The organism is Streptomyces sp. B21-083 (genome assembly GCF_036898825.1).
In the GTDB taxonomy this organism is placed as follows: Bacteria; Actinomycetota; Actinomycetes; order Streptomycetales; family Streptomycetaceae; genus Streptomyces.
On sequence record NZ_JARUND010000002.1, the window covers coordinates 470,779 to 489,077 of the forward strand.

An 18,299-nucleotide genomic window follows, 5' to 3' on the forward strand; every position below is an offset into this window, starting at 1 on the left:
CGATGACAGCACCCCGACACTCCCCCACACCCCCACCGGAGCCCGCCGATGACCGTCAGCCATGGCCTGGAGCCGTCCGCCGCCCAGCGCTCGATGTGGTTCGGCCAGCGGCTCGGCGGCGCCGGTGCCGCCTACAACGTGGGCGAGTACACCGAGATCCACGGGCGCGTCGAGCCCGAGCTCTTCCGGGCGGCCGTACGGCTGGTGGTGGAGGCGACCGAGACGCTGCGGTCGCGGTTCGCGGCGGACGACGACGGCGTACGGCTGCTGGTGGACGCCGGTCACGGGTGGACGATGCCCGTCGTCGACGCGGCGGGGGCCGAGGCCGCGCGGGACTGGATGGCGGACGACTTCGGCACGCCCTTCGACCTCGACCGGGGCCCGCTCTTCCGGTACGCGCTGCTGAGCCTCGCGGACGACCACTGGATCTGGTACCAGGCGTACCATCACATCGCTGTCGACGGCTTCAGCTGTTCGCTCATCGCCCGGCGGGTGGCAGACGCGTACACCGCGCTCGCCGCGGGCACCCCGCACACTCCGCCGCCCGCTCCCCTCGGCCCGCTGATCGCCGCCGACAGGGCCTACCGCGCCGCGGAGCGGCAGGAACGCGATCGCGCCCACTGGGCGAGCGTCCTCGCCGACCGGCCCGAGCCGGTGAGTCTGTCCACCCGTCCGCCCCGGGTCGGCGACCGTTTCCTGCGCCGCACCGGCCATCTCCCCGAGCCCGCAGGGAACCTGGTCCACTCGGCCGCCGCCGGAGCCGGGACCCGCTGGTCCCGCGTGGTCCTCGCGGCGACCGCCGCCTATCTGCACCGGCTCACCGGCGCCCATGACATCGTCCTCGGCCTCGCGGTCGCCGCCCGCGAGAGCGAGACGGAACTCGCGACCCCGGGCATGGCGTCCAACGTGCTCCCCCTGCGGCTGTCCGTACGCCCGGACACGCCCGCCGTCGACCTCGTACGGCAGACGGCACAGGCCACACGCGACCTCCTCGGTCACCAACGCCACCGGGGCGAGGAACTGCGCCGGGAGGCGAACTGGCCCCAGGACGGGCCCCGTTACTTCGGTCCGGTGGTCAACGTCATGGCTTTCGGGCCGGAGGTGCGCTTCGCCGGGCATCCGACCACTCGCCACAACCTGTCCACCGGGCCGGTCGAGGATCTCGCGGTCAACGTCTACGACCGCGCCGACGGCCAGGGGATCCGGGTCGATCTCGACGCGAGTCCCGAGCACTACACGGATAGCGAACTCACCGCCCACCACCGGCGTTTCCTCCACTTTCTGGAGGCGTTCGCGGCGGCGGCCTCCGTACCCGGCACGGTGGTCGGACGGGTCGGGGTGACGCTCCCCGGCGAGGAGTCGCGGCTCGACGGTCCGGTTCCCGCTCCCGCCGTACACGGCGGCACTGTTCCCGGGCTCTTCGCGGCCCGCGTGGCGGCCGACCCCGAGGGCGTCGCCGTCATCCACGGCGAGCAGGCGATCACCGGCCGCGGTCTCGACGCCCGCGCCAACCGGCTCGCCCACCGTCTGCTTCGGCTCGGTGTCCGGCCCGAGGACCGGGTCGCGGTCCTGATGCGGCGCTCGGACGAGCTGATCGTGGCGTTGCTGGCCGTCCTCAAGGCGGGCGGCGCCTACGTCGGGCTCGATCCCCGCGCCCCGGCCGCCCGCACCCGGCGGATCCTCGCGGAGACCGACGCATCGGTCCTGCTGACGGACAGCGCCGACACTTCGTACGACGGTCTCCGCACCGTCAGCTGCACCGACCCCTCGCTCGTCACCGAACCGGAAACCGCTCCCGAAGTGCCGCTGCACTCCGACCAGTTGGCCTACGTCAGCTACACCTCGGGCTCCACCGGCAGGCCCAAGGGCGTCGCCGTCACCCACCGGGACATCGCGGCGCTTGCCGCCGACTCGGCGTTCGAGGGCGGCGCGCACGCACGGGTTCTCGTCCATTCGCCAACGGCGTTCGACGCCTCCACGTACGAGATGTGGGTTCCCTTGCTGGGCGGGGGCACCGCGGTGGTGGCCGGGGCGGGCGGGGCCGACGAGTACGTCGACGCCGCCGGGGTCGCCCGACTGACGGCCCGGCACGGACTGACGGCGCTGTGGCTGACCGCCGGGCTCTTCCGGCTCGCCGCCGAGCAGGACCCGGGCTGCTTCGCCGGTCTGCGCCAGGTCTGGGCCGGCGGCGAGGCCGTTCCCGCCTCCGCCGTCCGCCACGTCCTCGCGGCCTGTCCCGGTCTGACGGTCACCAACGGCTACGGCCCGACCGAGACGACCACGTTCGCCACCTGCCGTCCCTGCCCGGACGGCGCCGACGTGCCCGACGCGCTGCCCATCGGCCGCCCGCTCGACGGGATGCGCGCCCAGGTGCTCGACGGCGCCCTGCAGCCCGTTCCGCGGGGCGTGGTCGGCGAGTTGTACGTGACCGGGCCCGGCGTGGCGCGCGGCTACCTGGGCCGCCCCGAAGCCACCGCCGAGCGCTTCACCGCCGACCCGTACGGCCCGCCGGGTGCCCGCATGTACCGCACCGGTGACCGCGTCCGCCTGGACGGGAACGGCGAGCTGGAGTTCCACGGGCGCGCCGACGGCCAGGTCAAGCTGCGCGGCTTCCGCGTCGAACCCGGCGAGATCGAGACAGCCCTCGCCGCCCATCCGCAGGTCGCCCAGGCCGTCGTACTCGTCCGCGAGGACCGCCCCGGCGACCGGCGGCTGATCGCGTACGCGGTGCCCGCCGAGGGGCCGGTACCCGACCCGGAGTCCCTGCGCGCCCACCTCGCCGAACAGCTGCCCGACCAGCTGGTCCCCTCCGCGGTCGTGCGGCTGGACCGGCTGCCCCTGACCGCCAACGGCAAGGTGGACCGCGCCGCGCTGCCTGTTCCGCAGGTGACGAGTGGGAGCCAGGGCTCAGGGGCCCCGCGACCACCACAGACCCCACGGACGCCTCAGGAAAAGGCCCTCTGCGACCTCTTCGCGGACGTCCTGGGTCTGCCAGAGGTCGGTGCCGACGACAGTTTCTTCGCGCTCGGCGGCCACTCACTGCTCGCCCTGCGCCTGATCGGCCGGATCCGCGACACGCTGGGCGCCGACCTCACCCTGCGCGACCTGTTCGGGGCGCCCACTCCGGCGGCCCTCGCCGGTCCGCTCGGGGGCACGGGAGCCGTCGTATGGCCCGTCTCGCGGCCTGGACCGGGAGCCGTCCCGGACGAGGCGCCGCTGTCCTCCGCCCAGCGGCGCCTGTGGTTTCTGGACCGGCTGGAGGAGTCGGGCGCGGCCTACCACATCCCCCTCGCCGTACGGTTGACGGGCGCCGCCCTCGACCAGGGCGCCCTGCGCCTGGCGCTGGCCGATCTGGTCGCCCGGCACGAGATCCTGCGCACCGTCTACCCGGATACCGACGGCACTCCGCGCCAGCGGCTGCTGGACCCCTCGACCGCCCGGCCCCGACTGCACGTCGACCACGTCACGGAAGCCGAACTGCCCGACCGTCTGGCCGAGTTGGCGGGCCTGCGGCTCCGCCTCGCCGAGGAGATCCCGCTCCGCGCCCATCTGCTCGTCCTCGGCCCCGAGGACCACGTCCTCCTGCTGGTGCTGCACCACATCGCCGCGGACGGCTGGTCCCTGGATCCCCTCACCCGCGATCTGGCCGCCGCGTACCGGGCCCGCCGGGATCACCGGGTTCCCGATACGGCTCACCTACCCCTGCAGTACGCGGATTTCGCCGTCTGGCAGAGCGAGCAGCTCGGCGGCACCGGCGGTCTGATGGGCTCTCACCTCACTTACTGGACACAGGTGTTGGCCGGGCTGCCGGACGAACTCCTCCTGCCTGCCGACCGTCCCCGCCCGGCCCGTGCCACTCACCGGGGTGGCGACATACCCGTACGGCTTGACGCGAGCCTCCACCGGCGGTTGCGCGCGCTCGCCGGGGAGACCGGCACGACGCCGTTCATGGTCGTCCAGGCCGGTCTGGCCGCCCTGTTGACCCGGGTCGGGGCGGGCACCGACATCCCCCTGGGCACTCCGGTCGCGGGGCGCGCCGACGAGACGCTGGACGATCTGGTCGGCTGCTTCCTCAACACCCTCGTCCTGCGTACCGACACCTCCGGCGCCCCCACCTTCCGCGAACTGCTGGACCGGGTCAGGGACACGGATCTCGGTGCCTACGCCCACCAGGAGCTGCCGTTCGAGCAGCTGGTCGAGGCCCTCAACCCGCCCCGCTCACCTGCCCGGCACCCGCTGTTCCAGGTCATGCTCGCCTTCCGGCCCGGCGCCGAACCGCACCTCGACCTGCCAGGCCTCACTGCCCGGAGTCTCCCCGTGGAGACCGGCGCGACGAAGATCGACCTCACCTTCAACCTCGGCGAACGGCACGCCGGCGACGGCTCCCCGGACGGCATCGAGGGCATCCTCCAGTACAGCGCCGATCTCTACGACCGGGCTACGGCCGAGGAGCTGGCCGCCCGCCTGGAGCGGCTGCTCCGGGCCGCTCTGGCGGATCCCGACCGGCCCGTGGGCACACTCGACATCCTCGGCCGGGACGAACGGCGGCGCCTGCTCGTCGAGTGCAACGACACCGCGCGGGAGGTTCCGGAGACGGCCTTCCACCGGATGTTCGAGGCGCGGGCGGCTGAGACACCGGACGCGGTGGCCGTGACGGACGCGATCACCAGCCTGACCTACAACCAACTCGACGTGCGCGCCGACCGGTTGGCGCGAGCGCTGACCTCGGTCGGCGCGGGACGCGGCCGTGTCGTCGCCTTCTCGCTGCTCCGGTCCGTCGACCTCGCGGTGGCGGTGCTGGCCGTTCTCAAGGCGGGCGCGGCCTATCTGCCGCTCGACCCGGAGCACCCGGTCGAACGGACCGCCTATCTGCTGTCCGACGCCGGCCCGGTGTGCGTCATCGCCAGGGACCCGGTCGGCGTCGGCTGTCCGGTCGTGAGTCCCGACGCGGACGCCCCCGGCACCCTCTTGAGTGACGCCCGCCCGGCCGACCCGGCCTATCTGATCTACACCTCCGGCACCACCGGACGCCCCAAGGGGGTGGTCGTCGAACACCGCAACCTCACCACCTACGTGGCCCGTTGCGTGTCGGCGTACCCGAGTCTGCGCGGCGCCTCGCTGCTGCACGCCACGATGTCCTTCGACGCCACCGTGACAAGCCTGCACGGGGTGCTCGCCGCGGGCGGGCGGGTGCACATCGCCGCCGTCCACGAGGCGGGCGCGGAACCCTTGCCCGGCGGCTACACGTTCCTCAAGGCCACGCCGAGCCATCTCGCGCTGCTGCCCGCCCTGCCGTACGACATCTCGCCCACCGAGGAGTTCATGCTCGGCGGCGAGGCCCTGGTCGGGGAGGCCCTGCGCGTCTGGCGCCGGGACCATCCCGACGTACGGCTGATCAACCACTACGGCCCGACCGAGCTCACCGTCGGCTGCACCGACCACCGCATCGACCCAGGCGACGACCTGCCGTCCGGCCCGGTGCCCATCGGGCGCCCCATGTGGAACACCCGCGCCTACGTCCTGGACGCGTGGCTGAACCCGGTGCCCGCCGGCGTCGAGGGTGAGCTGTACGTGGCCGGCGACCAGGTGGCCCGGGGCTACTGGAACCGGCCCGGGCTGACCGCCGGACGGTTCGTCGCCGACCTGTACGGGCCGCCGGGTGCCCGGATGTACCGCACCGGCGACCTGGCCGTGCGCCGGGCCGACGGCGTCCTGGAGTTGCGGGGACGGGCCGACGGTCAGCTGAAGATACGGGGCCTGCGGATCGAGCCCGGCGAGATCGAGGGGGTACTCACCGCGCACGACGACGTCGACCAGGCCGCGGTGGTGGTCGGCGAGGACCGGACCGGCGTACGGCGGCTGATCGGCTATCTCGTGGGACCGGACACCGAAGCCGGAATCGACGTGCGGGCGTACGCGGCGGAACGGCTGCCCGGTCACATGGTCCCCGAGGTGTTCGTGATGCTCGACGCCCTGCCGATGACACCCAACGGCAAGCTGGACCGGGCCGCGCTCCCCGCGCCGCCCGATGTCACGACCGCCCAGGGGACGCGTGCGCCGCGCACTCCGCAGGAGGAGATCCTGCGCGGGCTGTTCGCCGAGATCCTAGGTCGGGATCCGCACGGTGTGGGCGTGGACGACGGTTTCTTCGACCTCGGCGGCGACAGCATCACCTCCATCCATCTCGTCAGCCGCGCCCTCACGGCCGGGCTGCGGCTCACCCCGCGCGATGTCTTCGAGCAGCGGACGATCGCCGGACTCGCCGCGGTGGCCACGGCGCGTCCGGCCCCGGCACGGGGGCCCGCCCTGGAGCCGGCGGTCGGCGAACTGCCGCTGACCCCGGCGATGCACCGGCTTCGTGAACGCGGCGGCCCCATCGGCTCGTTCAGTCAGTCGGCGCTGTTCGTGACACCCGCCGACGCCGACGAGAAGCGTCTGGCGGGCGCCCTCCAGGCAGTACTCGACCACCATGACGCGCTGCGGATGCGTGTGACGACCGCCGGTGACTGGACCGCGTACATCCCGGCTGCCGGGAGCGTGGACGCGGTCGGGCTGCTGGATCGGGTCGCCGTGCCGGACGGCGATTTCGGTGCGGTGATCGAGCATCTGGTGGCACGACTAAGCCCGGAACAGGGTGAGTTGGTGCGCGCGGTCTGGCTCGACGCCGGGGCCGACCGGCCCGGCAGACTGCTGCTGACGGTGCATCATCTGGCCGTGGACGGGGTGTCCTGGGGGATTCTCCGGGCCGATCTGGCAGCCGCCTGGCGCGAGGAGGAACTGCCGTCGCCCGGCACTCCGTTCAGGCACTGGGCCCGACTGCTGGAGCGCGAGGCCGATGCCCGGACCGGTGAACTGGCCGTCTGGCAGGACTTGTTGGACGTCCCCGACCCGCTGCTGGGCGCCCGGCGCCCCGACCCGGCGCAGGACGTCGTCGCCGTAATGCGCCACCACACCCGGACCCTTCCGGCCGAACTGGCCGCCGACCTGCTCAACGCGGTGCCCGCCGCCTTCCACGCCGGCCCTGACGACGTCCTGCTCGCCGCCCTCGCCGTCGCCTTCGCACGGTGGCGGCACCGTCCGGCGCTGCTGCTGGACGTCGAGCGGCACGGGCGCGAGGAACTGGCCGAGGGGGTCGACCTGTCCCGGACCGTGGGCTGGTTCACCAGCGTCGTGCCGGTGCGGCTCGACCTCACCGGCCTCGCCCTGGACGACTCCGCCGAGGTCATCAGGAGCGTCAAGGAACAGCTGCGCGCCGTACCCGATCACGGCATCGGCCACGGTCTGCTGCGCCACCTCAACCCGGCGACCGGACCCGTTCTCGCCGCGCTCCCGGTCCCGCAGATCGGCTTCAACTACCTGGGTCGCACACCCGCCGCAAGCGCGCGGGCGGCCGACTGGTCGCCGGCTCCCGAGGCGCTTCCCGGGTCGCTCGCCCTCGGCGCCGCCCACGACCCCGCCCTGCCCGTCACCCACGGCCTGGAGATCACCGCCGTGGCCACCGCCGAAGGGCTGCGGGCCACCTGGTCCTGGGCTCCCGGCATCTGGTCGGTGGACGACGTACACGCCCTGGCCGGGCTGTGGTGCGACGCCCTGACCGCCCTGACCCACGCCACCGCGGAGGGCGGACGGACCCCGTCCGACCTGCCGCTGGTGTCGCTGTCCCAAGCAGAGATCGCCGAACTCGAAGCCGAGTTCGGAAGCGAGTGGAGGTAACCCACGGTGACCCGGTCCGGAATCTCCGACATCCTGCCCCTGTCCCCGCTGCAGGAGGGGTTGCTCTTCCACGCCCTGTACGACGACGACCGCAGTCCCGACGTCTACGCCGCCCAGCAGGTCCTGGAGCTGACGGGCGAGGTCGACCCCGCCGCCGTACGGGCCGCCGGGCAGGCCCTGCTCGACCGGCACCCCAACCTGCGCGCATGCTTCCGCCGCCGGGAGGCCGGACAGCCGTTCCAGATCGTGCCCACTGACGTCGAACTCCCGTGGTCCGAGACCGACTTGTCGGCGTATGACGAGCGCGACCGGGACAGCGCATGGCAGCGGCTGCTCGACGCGGAGCGCACCCGCCGCTTCGACCTCGCCAGGCCGCCGCTCCTGCGCCACCTGCTCGTCCGCTGGGCCCCCGACCGCTACCGGCTGGTGATCACCAACCACCACATCCTGCTCGACGGCTGGTCCAAGCAGCTGCTCGTCCGTGAGTTCAGCGCCCTGTACGCGGGCGAGCACCCGACCGCGCTCCCGACCGTGCCGCCGTACCGCGACTACCTCGCCTGGCTGGCCCGGCAGGACCGCGCCGCCGCCGAACGGGCCTGGCAGGACGTCCTGTCCGGCTTGCCCGGGCCCACCCTTCTGAGCCCCGCCGCCCCCACCACGCCCGTCCTCCCCCGTGAACTCGTCGTCGAACTGCCCGAGGAGCTCACCGCCCGCGCCGACACCACGGCACGCTCGCTCGGTGTCACCCTCAACACCCTTGTCCAGGGCGCCTGGGGCCTCCTGCTCGGCAGGCTGACCGGGCGTTGCGACGCCGTCTTCGGCCAGACCGTCACCGTCCGTCCACCCGAACTGCCGAACGTGGCGTCGATGGTCGGCTTCTGCATCAACACCGTGCCCACCCGCGTCTGTTGGGACGAGGAGGACAGCGTCGCAGACCTCCTCACCGGCATCCGGAGCCGACAGGCGGAACTGCTGCCGCACCAGTATCTCGGCCTCGCGGACATCCGGCGCGCCACCGGCACGGGTGACCTCTTCGACACCCTGCTGGCGTTCGAGAACTACCCCGCGTCCGCCGCCAAGGGCGCGTCCGAGGTCACCCGGCTCACGGCCCGTGACGCCACCCACTACCCGCTCACCCTCTCCGTCCTCCCCGGCCGCCGCCTCGCCCTGCGCCTGTCGTACCGGCCCGACCTGTACGACGAGACGGGCGCCCGCGCCCTGTTGGACCGTTTCGCCATGGTGCTGGCAGCCCTGGCGGCCGACCCGGCACGTCCTGTCCGCGAGGTGGAGGCGCTGCTGCCGGACGAGCGGGAACGCCTCCTCGCCCGTCCGGCCACCGAGCCCGCACCGGCAGCCGTCACCCTTCCCGAGCTGTTCGCCGAACAGGCCGCCCGCACTCCCGACGCCCCGGCCGTCGTGCACGAAGGAACCCGTCTCACCTACGCGGAACTGGACGCGCGGTCCAACCGCCTGGCACACCTGCTCGCCGAACGGGGCGCGGGTCCTGAGCGGTTGGTCGCCCTGGCCCTGCCCCGCACCCCTGACCTCGTGGTGGCCGTACTGGCGGTGCTGAAGACCGGGGCCGCGTATGTACCGATGGATCCGGAGTACCCGGCGGAGCGGCTGGCGTTCATGCTGGCCGACGCGGACCCGGTGCTGCTACTGACGGCGGACGACGAGGCGGCGGAACCGCGAGCCGGTGACGTGCCCGTGGTCACCGTGGCCGAGTCGGTCAACTACCCGGCGTCCGCACCACAGTTGCCGCTTCCAGACCCCGCCGGCATGGCCTACGTCATCTACACATCGGGTTCCACCGGTCGCCCCAAAGGTGTCTCGGTGCCGCACTCCAACGTCGTTCGGCTCTTCGAGTCCACCCGGCACTGGTTCGACTTCGGGCCGGACGACGTGTGGACGCTGTTCCACTCCTACGCCTTCGACTTCTCCGTGTGGGAACTGTGGGGTGCGCTGCTGCACGGCGGCACACTCGTGGTCGTGCCGTTCGCGGTGAGCCGTGAACCGGAGGAATTCCTGCGGCTGCTCGTCCGGGAGCACGTCACCGTGCTGAACCAGACGCCGTCCGCCTTCGGCCAGCTCCTGCGCGCGGACGCCACCCTGCCAGATCTTGGGCGTGAACTGGCCCTGCGTCACGTCGTGTTCGGCGGTGAGGCACTCGACTTCACCCGGGTAGGCGAGTGGTACACCCGGCACCCTCAGGACGCGCCCGTCCTGGTCAACATGTACGGCATCACCGAGACTACGGTCCATGTCACCGGCCTGCCGCTGACCAAGGGCGCGGAACGGGCCGCCCAGGGCTCGATCGGACACCCGATCGCCGACCTGCGCGCATACGTGCTGGACGCCGGTCTGCGGCTCGTACCGCCGGGTGTCACCGGTGAGTTGTACGTCGCCGGGGCGGGACTGGCCCGCGGGTACCTGGGCCGGCCGGGGCTGACGGCCGGGCGGTTCGTGGCCGATCCGTTCGGGAACCCCGGGGAACGCATGTACCGCACGGGTGACCTGGCGCGCCGGTCGGCGGACGGTGAACTGGAGTACGCGGGCCGGGCCGACGACCAGGTCAAGATACGCGGCTTCCGCATCGAACTCGGCGAGGTGGAGGCGGCGTTGGCAGGCCATCCCGAGGTCACCGAGGCGGTCGTCGTCGAGCGGGACGGGCGGCTGGTCGGTTACGCGGTGGGCGGCGCCGCCCTGGACGCGGAAGACCTGCGCCGCCACGCGGGTCGTACGCTCCCCGAGCACATGGTGCCCAGCGCCGTGGTGGTCCTGGACCGGCTGCCGTTGACCGCGAACGGCAAGCTGGACCGGGCCGCCCTGCCAGAGCCGGTGGCCCCGTCCGGTGGGGGCCGCGCCCCTCGTACTCCCCAGGAGGAGATCGTCTGCGGTCTGTTCGGCGACGTCCTCGGCGTGGCGGCACACCGGGTGGGCGTGGACGACGGGTTCTTCGACCTCGGCGGCGACTCCCTGCTCGCCATGCGGCTGACCGACCGGATCAGGGGCGCGCTCGGCACCGCACTGCCCGTCCGCGCGGTCTTCGAGGCACCGACTCCGGCCGGACTGGCCGAGCGCCTGAGCGCCGAAGACACCGTACGACGCCCCGAACTCACACCGTACGTACGCGGCCAGGCCCCGATTCCGCTGTCGTACGCCCAACAGCGCCTGTGGTTCCTGAGCCGCCTCGACGCGGGAAACAGCACGTACACCGTCCCCTGGGCCCTACGGCTCACCGGCCCCCTCGACCGATCAGCACTCCAGGCCGCCCTCGCGGACCTCGTGGCCCGGCATGAACCGCTCCGTACGGTCTACCCCGACTTCCAGGGCACCCCGTACCAACGCGTCCTCGACCCGGAGGCGGGCCGGCCTGACCTCGCCGTGGCGGCGACCACCGAGGCCGAACTCCCGGCACTGCTCACCGCCGCCGCCCGGCATCGCTTCGATCTGTCGTCCGAACTCCCCCTGCGCGCCACCCTGTACACGCTCGACGCCGACACGCACGTCCTGCTGCTACTCGCCCACCACATCGCTGTCGACGGCTGGTCCATGGCACCGTTGATGCGCGACCTGGAGACGGCGTACGCGGCACGAAGCACCGAGAGCATCCCGGAGTTTCGCCAACTGCCGGTCCAGTACGCCGATTTCGCGCAGTGGCAGCGCGACCTGCTGGGCGTAGCAGCATCGCCCGAGAGCTTGATAGGCCGTCATATCGCCTACTGGCGCGAGGCTTTGTCCGGTGCTCCCGGCGAGTTGCCTCTTCCCGCCGACCGTCCGAGGCCCGCCGAACCCAGCGGCGACGGTGACCGGGCCGCCCTCACCATCGACGGGGAGCTGCACGCGGGACTCGCCGACCTGGCCGCCGCCTCCAAGGTCACCCTCTTCATGGTGCTTCAGGCGGGGCTCGCCGCGCTGCTGACCCGGCTTGGTTCGGGCACCGACATCACCCTCGGCACCCCGGTCGCGGGACGCCCCGACGGCCGACTGGACGATCTGGTCGGCTTCTTCGTCAACAGTCTCACCCTGCGCACCGACACCTCGGGCAACCCCACGTTCCGCGAACTACTCGACCGCGTAAGGGAGTTCGACCTCGCCGCCTACGCCCACCAGGATGTGCCGTTCGACCTCCTCGTGGACGCCCTCAGCCCGGAACGCACCCTCGCCCGGCACCCCCTCTTCCAGGTCGTGATCGCCTTCACCGGCCACTCCGCGCACCCCGGTCTCTCCCTGCCCGGACTGGGCGTGACCCGCGAACCCGTGGAGACCGGCGCCGCCCGCTTCGACCTCTCCCTCTATCTGAGCGAGCGCCGCGACACCGACGGCAGCCCGGCGGGCATCGACGGCATCGCCGAGTACAGCACCGACCTGTTCGACCCGGCCACGGTCGAGCGGCTCACCCGGGTTCTGGTGCGTCTGCTGACCTCCGTCGCCGCCGACCCCGGCCTGCGCATCGAGGACGTGGACCTCCTCGGGGACGACGAGCTCTTCCGGGCACCCGTCAGCACCGCCCTGCCGGAGACAGAGCCCACGACGACGACTGCGGTCACCGGTGGGCAGGAGCCCGCGACCCCGGCCGAGCGCGTCCTCGCCGCGCTCTTCCGTGAACTGCTCAACCTCCCCGAAGTCCCGCTCGACGAGGACTTCTTCGCCCTCGGCGGCGACAGCATCTCCTCGATCCGGCTGGTGAGCCGGGCGGCCGAGGCCGGGGTCGTGATCAGCGCGCGGGACGTCTTCAAGCACCAGACGGTGAAGGAGCTGGCGGCGGTGGCACGCGGTCCGGTCGGCGGGGCGACCGCCGCTGACGACGGCCCGGCCCTCGCCCACATCCCCGGCGACGGAACAGGGTCGGTCCCGCTCACCCCCGTCATGCGGTGGCTGCTCGAACGCGGCGGCCCGATCGGCCGCTTCAGCCAGTCCGTCCTGCTGACGGTGCCGCCGGCGGCCGGCCTGCCGCAACCGGCCGACGCCCTGCAGGCCTTGCTCGACCACCACGACATGCTGCGAGCCCGTCTCGGCACCGGCCCTGGCGCGAGTGCGGACCCGGTGCTCGACGTACGCCCGGCCGGCACCGTCCGAGCCGCCGAGCTGCTCGACCGCCGGGACGTATCCGCCGTGGACGATCTCCGCCCGGCCGTGGCCGAGGAGTTCGACCGGGTCGTGGGCCTGCTCGATCCGGCGGCCGGGGCGATGGCGCGGGCCGTGTGGTTCGACGCCGGACCGGACCGGCCGGGGCGACTGCTGCTGGTCGTCCACCATCTGGCCGTGGACGGCGTGTCCTGGCGCATCCTCGTCCCCGACCTGGAGGCTTCCTGGACGGCTGTCGCGGCGGGCCGACGGCCCGAACTGCCCTCTGTCGGCACGTCGTTCCGCCGCTGGGCCATGGTGCTGGGCGAGCAGGCGCGTACCGCGTCGAGGGTCGCCGAGGCCGAGTTGTGGCACGGCGTCGCGGACGCACCGCGCACCCCGCTGGGCACGCGTCCGCTCGACCCCGACCGGGACACCGCCGCGACGACCCGCTCGCTGCGGCTGACCCTGCCGCCCGAGACCACCGGCGCCCTCCTCACCACCGTCCCGGCCGCCTTCCGTGCCGGTGTCCAGGACGTCCTGCTGACCGGTCTCGCGCTGGCCGTCGCCGACCACCAGGGCTCCCCGCACGTCGTCCTCGACGTCGAGGGCCACGGCCGCGAGGAGCTGGTCGCCGGCCTCGAACTGTCGCGCACCGTGGGCTGGTTCACCTCGCTCTACCCGGTCCATCTGGACCTGGCAGGTGTGGACGTGGCCGACGCGCTGGCCGCCGGACCCGCCCTCGACCTCGCCACCAGCCGGGTCACCGGACGGCTGCGCGAACTGCCCGACCACGGCACGGGTCACGGCCTCCTGCGCCACCTCAACCCCGGCACGGCGGCCGAGTTGGCGAAGGCTCCCGCTCCGTCCATCGGCTTCAACTACCTCGGCCGGTTCACGGCTCCCACCACCACCGGCGCCGAGCCGTGGGCCTTCGCCCCCGAGTCGTCGGCACTCGGCTCCGGCACCGACCCCGGCCTCGCCGCCGCCCATGCCCTCGACGTCAACGCCGTCGTCCACGACACCGACACCGGGCCGCATCTGCTGGCCGACTGGTCGTGGCCCGACGGCGTACTGACCGAACCCGAGGTGCGGGCGCTGGCCGAGTCCTGGTTCGCCGCCCTCACCGCCCTCGTGTCGCGGACCGGCGACAACGCCGGCACCGGGTCCGGGTCCGGCCTGTCGGTGGCGGGCCTGTCCCGTGACGAGCTCGACGAGTTGGCGGCGGGCCTCGAAGGCTGACCCCGAAGGGCCCGAGAAGCAGAAGAAACAGCGAGACGAGAAGACGACATGACGCAGCCCGCGCTGGCCGACGTACTCCCCCTGACCCCTCTCCAGGAGGGCCTGCTCTTCCACGCCCTGTACGAGCACGAACGGGACGCCCCCGACGTGTACGTCGTCCAGTTGGTCTTCGAACTGGAGGGCCCGGTGGATTCCGAACGCCTCCGCGCCGCCGCCCAGGCGCTGCTGGACCGCCACCCGAACCTGCGGGCGGCCTTCCGGCGACGCCGGGGCGGCCAGCCGGTGCAGGTCGTCCCGCTCCGGGCGACGCTGCCGTGGGCGGAAGCCGATGTGACGGGGCCGGATGCCGACGTCGAGAAGGCGTGGGACGCCCTTCTGGACGAGGACCGGCAGCAGGGGTTCGACCCCGCCACCCCTCCCCTTCTCCGCTGCACCCTGGTCCGCACCGGAGCCGACCGCCACCGGCTGCTCATCACCCACCACCACATCCTGCTCGACGGCTGGTCGGTCTCCGTGCTCCTGCGGGAACTGCTCGCCCTGTACGCCGCCGACGGTGACCCGGCGGTGCTCGCGCCCGCTCCGCCGTACCGCGCCTTCCTCCAGTGGCTGGAGCGCCGGGACCGTGCCGCCGCCGAGACCGCCTGGCGGGAGGCGCTGGCCGACGTGACGGAGTCGACCCGGCTGGCCCCGGACACCCCGTCGAGCGCCGCCTCGGACGCCGAAAACGCCTTGGATCTGGTGCAGGCCCGCACCGAACTGTCGGCGGAGACCGGGGCCGCCCTCACGGCACGCGCCCGGAGCCTCGGCGTCACCGTCAACACCCTGGTCCAGTCCGCCTGGGCGCTCCTCCTGGGCCGGCTGACCGGCCGCGACGACGTCGTCTTCGGCACCACCGTCTCCGGCCGGCCGCCCGAGCTGCCCGGCGTCGAGTCCATGGTCGGCCTGTTCATCAACACCGTCCCGACCCGGGTCCGGCTGCGCCCGGCCGACTCCCTCGGCCGTCTGCTCCACGACGTCCGGGACACCTACGTCCACCTCCTCGACCACCACCATCTCGGCCTGGCCGACATCCAGCGGGCGGCCGGCGTGCCGGAGCTGTTCGACACCCTCCTCGTCTTCGAGAACTACCCGATGGATCCCGAGGCGACCGGCGACGGTGATACGGGCAGCGGCAGTCGGCTCCGCGTCACCGGATCGAGCGGGCGCGACGCGACCCACTATCCGGTGACCCTCGTCGCCGTCCCCGGATCCCGGCCCCGCTTCCGGCTGGCCTACCGCCCCGGGCTGTTCGACGCCGGATGGGCCGACGCCACGCTCGCCCGTCTGGTGCGCATCCTGGAGGCCATGGCCGCCGACCCGGACCTCCCGCAGGGACGCCTGGGCATTCTGGCGCCGTACGAACTCCCCCAGCGGGTCCAGCTCCCGCCGGCCGCGACCCACACCCTGCCCGGCCTCTGGTCGGCCCAGGTCGCGGCCACCCCGGACGCCGACGCCGTACTCGACCGGGGCACCCGGCTCACGTACCGCGAACTGGACGCCCGCGCCGAGCGGTTGGCCGACCGCCTCACCGCCTTCGGTGCGAGCCCGGAACGTGTCGTGGGCATCGCGCTCCCCCGAACGGCCGAGCTGGTCGTCGCCGTCCTCGCGGTACTCAAGTCAGGCGCCGCCTATCTGCCCCTCGACCCCGCCTATCCGGCCGACCGCCTCGCCTACATCGTCGACGACGCCCGTCCGGTCGTCGTCCTCACGACCGCCGAGACCACCGGAGCGCTCCCGAAGGACACACCGACGCTTGACGTCGCTGGCGAGCTGACGACAGATCAGCAACCAGATCAGAAAGCCGAGTTGGGGCCGGAGAACCTCGCGTACATCACCTACACCTCCGGTTCCACCGGTCGCCCCAAGGGTGTGCTGGCCACCCACCGCAACGCCGTCGAGTTCGTCGAGTGGACGCACCGCGAGTTCGGGCACGACCGGCTGGCCAAGGTGCTGTTCTCGACCTCCCTCAACTTCGACGTGTCGGTGTTCGAGATCTTCTCCCCTCTCCTGTGCGGCGGCCGGGTCGAGATCGTCGAGAACCTCCTCGCGCTCACCGACGGCACCCCTCGCGACGCCAGCCTGATCAGCGGCGTGCCCACGGTCATGGCCGGTGTGCTCGCGGAACGACCGGCCGTCTCACCGCACACGGTGGCCCTCGGCGGCGAACCGATCCCCGGGCGGCTCCGCGCCGACATCGAGGCCGCCTTTCCCGGGGTGCGGCTCGTCAACTTCTACGGCCCCACCGAAGCGACGATCTACGCCACCGCCTGGCAGTCGGACCTGCACCCGGACGTCGGCTCCGCGCCTCCCATCGGACATCCCCTGGCCCGCAACCGGGTCCACCTGCTCGATCACGCCCTGCACCCCGTCCCCGACGGAGCCGTCGGGGAGGTCTACGTGGCGGGCGGCGGACCCGCCCGCGGCTACCTCGGCAGGCCCGCCCTCACAGCCGAGCGGTTCGTCGCCGACCCGTTCGGCGAACCGGGGGAACGCCTGTACCGCACGGGCGACCTCGCTGTCCGCGCCCCGGACGGGCAACTTCGTTTCCTGGGCAGGGCCGACCACCAGGTGAAGGTCCGTGGCTTCCGTATCGAACTCGGCGAGGTCGAGGCCGTACTCGCCGCCCACCCGGCCGTCGCGGGCGCGGCAGCGGCGGTGCGGGAGGACGGCCGTGGCGGAAAGCAACTCGTCGCGTACGTCGTCCCCACGCAAGCACCGGCACCAGCACCAGGCGAGGAACCGGAAGGCGGGGCCGTGTCCCCCGACGGGCTCCGCGACCACCTCGCCCGCACTCTCCCCGCCCACATGGTCCCCTCGGCTTTCGTCACGGTCGCCGTCCTCCCCCGTACCGCCAGCGGCAAGCTCGACCGTAAGGCGCTGCCCGCCCCCGACGCGACGCCCCACGGCGCCAAGGCGGCTCCACGTACCAGCATCGAGGAGGCACTGCGTGGCATCTTCGCGGAGATCCTCGGTCTCGATCCGGCCCAGGTCGGTGTCCACGACAGCTTCTTCGACCTCGGCGGCCACTCCCTGCTGGCTCCCCGCCTGACCTCGCGCATCCGCGCCGAACTCGGCACCGACCTGCCCCTGCGCGTCCTCTTCGACACTCCGACCGTGGCGGCGCTGGCCCGCCGGGCGGGCGACGGCGACCGGGCCGCGGACACCGGCGCGGCTCCGCTGGGCCCGGTGCTCCCCCTCCGTACCCGTGGTCACCGCGAACCCCTCTTCTGCCTGCCGCCGGCCTCCGGCCTGTCCTGGGGCTTCGCCGGACTGGCCCGCCATATCGCCCCGGACCGCCCGCTGTACGGACTGCAGTCCCGTGGCCTGGTCCCGGGTCAGGAACCGGCAGGCACCCTCGCCGAGGTGGTCGCCGAGCACACCGCCCGAATCCGCGAGATCCAGCCGCACGGCCCGTACCACCTGCTCGGCTACTCCATGGGCGGTCTCGTCGCGTACGAGGTGGCCGTCGGTCTCCGGGCGGCCGGAGAACAGGTCGCACTGCTCGCGCTGCTCGACGCCTTTCCCGGGGCCTGGACCTCGCAGGGTCCCGCCCCGTCCGACCGCCCGGCACTGCTGCGCAGTCTCCTCAGCATTCTCGGCCGCGAGGCTCCAGTGTGCGGGGACGACGACGAGCCGCTCACTGACGCGCGGTTCGCGGCGCTGGTCCGTCGCGTGGCCGACATGCCAGGCAGTCTCGATGACGCCGAACTGGCCGCCCTGGTCGACGTGACGGCCAACAACCGGCGTCTGCTCGGCGAGTTCGCCCCCACGTCGTACGACGGTGACCTGCTGTTCTTCACAGCCGCGCAGGATCCGGACGCGGTCCCCGACCGGCACGGCGCCTGGCGGCCGTACATCTCGGGCCGCGTCGACAATCACGATCTCCCGTGCTCCCACGGGGAGTTGACCCGGCCCGCGGCACTGGACCGCATCGGGCCGGTGCTGAACAGCCACCTCAGGAGGAACCAGGTATGACCACCAACCCCTTCGACGACGACACCATCGAGCACCTCGTCCTGGTGAACGACGAGGGCCAGCACTCCCTGTGGCCCGCGTTCGCCGACGTCCCAGCCGGCTGGACCGTCGTCCACGGCCGGGCGAGCCGCCAGTCCTGCGTGGACCACGTCGGCGAGCACTGGACCGACATGCGCCCCAAAAGCCTCGTCGAGGCCATGGGTCAGTGAGCACGGACAACACGAAGAACAGCGCGAAGTAACCACGCGAAGAACGAAGAA

The 18,299-nt window shown here is 72.9% G+C and carries 4 protein-coding genes; all 4 read left to right on the forward strand.

Annotated features, from left to right (window positions below):
• The first annotated feature begins 48 nt into the window (after positions 1 to 48).
• From QA861_RS26195 to QA861_RS26210, 4 genes are read left to right on the forward strand one after another with little or no spacing between them, the layout of a single operon-like run.
• Positions 49 to 7,713, forward strand: a complete 7,665-nt coding sequence (locus tag QA861_RS26195; RefSeq protein WP_334591029.1) for a non-ribosomal peptide synthetase — start codon at positions 49 to 51, stop codon at positions 7,711 to 7,713.
• Between the two features lie 6 nt (positions 7,714 to 7,719).
• Positions 7,720 to 14,025: a non-ribosomal peptide synthetase gene (locus tag QA861_RS26200; RefSeq protein WP_334591030.1), complete on the forward strand. Its 6,306-nt coding sequence runs from the start codon at positions 7,720 to 7,722 to the stop codon at positions 14,023 to 14,025.
• Between the two features lie 48 nt (positions 14,026 to 14,073).
• A complete protein-coding gene (locus QA861_RS26205; RefSeq protein WP_334591031.1) occupies positions 14,074 to 18,039 on the forward strand; it encodes a non-ribosomal peptide synthetase in 3,966 nt (1,321 codons plus the stop codon).
• Positions 18,036 to 18,248 carry an MbtH family protein gene (locus QA861_RS26210; RefSeq protein WP_334591032.1) on the forward strand — a complete coding sequence of 71 codons (213 nt, stop codon included), beginning with the start codon at positions 18,036 to 18,038 and terminating at the stop codon, positions 18,246 to 18,248. Before QA861_RS26205 ends, QA861_RS26210 begins: the two co-directional genes overlap by 4 nt.
• Positions 18,249 to 18,299: the final 51 nt, after the last annotated feature.

Excerpts from the sequence above, each read along its gene's own strand:
- QA861_RS26195 (WP_334591029.1), top strand. The coding sequence starts at position 49 with ATGACCGTCAGCCATGGCCTGGAGCCGTCCGCCGCCCAGCGCTCGATG.
- QA861_RS26210 (WP_334591032.1), top strand. The coding sequence starts at position 18,036 with ATGACCACCAACCCCTTCGACGACGACACCATCGAGCACCTCGTCCTG.
- QA861_RS26205 (WP_334591031.1), top strand. The coding sequence starts at position 14,074 with ATGACGCAGCCCGCGCTGGCCGACGTACTCCCCCTGACCCCTCTCCAG.